The sequence below is a fragment of the Kitasatospora sp. NPDC093558 genome (assembly GCF_040683475.1).
GTDB lineage: Bacteria > Actinomycetota > Actinomycetes > Streptomycetales > Streptomycetaceae > Kitasatospora.
The window spans coordinates 1-1,003 of record NZ_JBFBDY010001425.1 but is presented as its reverse complement, the minus strand read 5'-3'; the positions used below and the strand labels follow the sequence as shown (position 1 = coordinate 1,003).

Below are 1,003 nucleotides of genomic sequence, written 5' to 3'. Positions count from 1 at the left end.
CCAGGCGATGGCCCTCGGGTACGACCTGATGGCGGCCGAGCTGGAGGGCGACGGGGACGGCTCCTGGCGCACCCGGCCGGCCGATCCGGCCACCCACGCCTACACCTCGTTCTTCGCCGCGGCGAGCGCGAGTTCGCTGGCCGAGGGGATCGGGGCGCTGCTGCCCTGCTCCTGGTTCTACCTGCAGATCGCCGACGACCTGCGCGAGCGCCACGACACCGGCGCCCGCTACGCGCAGTGGGTCGCCGCGCTGCACCCTGGCGAGGACTACCGGGAGGTGCTGGACGGCTTCCTGGACGTCGTCGACGAGCTGGGGAGCCGCTGCTCCGGAGACGAACTCGCCCGGCTGGAGCGGAACTTCGCGATCGCGGCCCGCTGCGAGTGGGGCTTCGCCGACGCCGCGCTGCGCCGGCTCGACTGGCCCGTGTGACCCGTCCGACCCGCATGACCCGTCTGACCCGTCTGACCCGTGACGTCCTGACCAAGGAGGTGGCGCGTGCGCCTCGGCATCAACATCACCAACTTCGGCTGGCCCGGCTCGCCGGAGAACATCGGCCGTACGCTCGGCCGGATCGCGCGGACCGCGGAGGAGGTCGGCTTCGACAGCCTCTGGGTGATGGACCACTTCTTCCAGACCCCGCTCAACCGCGGCCCGGCCGGCCCCTGCCCGGAGGCGTACGCCACGCTGGGCTTCGTCGCCGGGCAGACCTCGCGGATCCGCCTCGGCACCCTGGTCACCGGTGTGGTGAACCGCCACCCGGGCGTCCTGGTGAAGACCGTGAGCACGCTCGACGCGCTCTCCGGCGGCCGGATGTACTTCGGCGTCGGCGCCGCCTGGTACGAGGAGGAGCAGCGCGGCCTCGGCATCCCGGTGGTCCCGCGGGCCGAGCGGTTCGAGCGGCTGGAGGAGACGGTGCTGCTCGCCAAGCACATGTGGGCGGGCAGCGAGGAGCCGTTCCTCGGCAAGCACTACCGGCTGGAGGAGCCGCGCAACGAGCCCTAC

1 protein-coding gene and 1 pseudogene are annotated in these 1,003 nt (G+C 72.7%); both read left to right on the top strand.

Annotated features, from left to right (window positions below; genetic code table 11):
• Nucleotides 1-430: pseudogene (locus AB0O00_RS41510) on the top strand (hypothetical protein); the annotation flags it as partial.
• Between the two features lie 66 nt (nt 431-496).
• Nucleotides 497-1,003, top strand: a 507-nt coding sequence (locus AB0O00_RS41505; protein WP_363659831.1) for an LLM class flavin-dependent oxidoreductase, incomplete at its 3' end; no start/stop codon positions are given.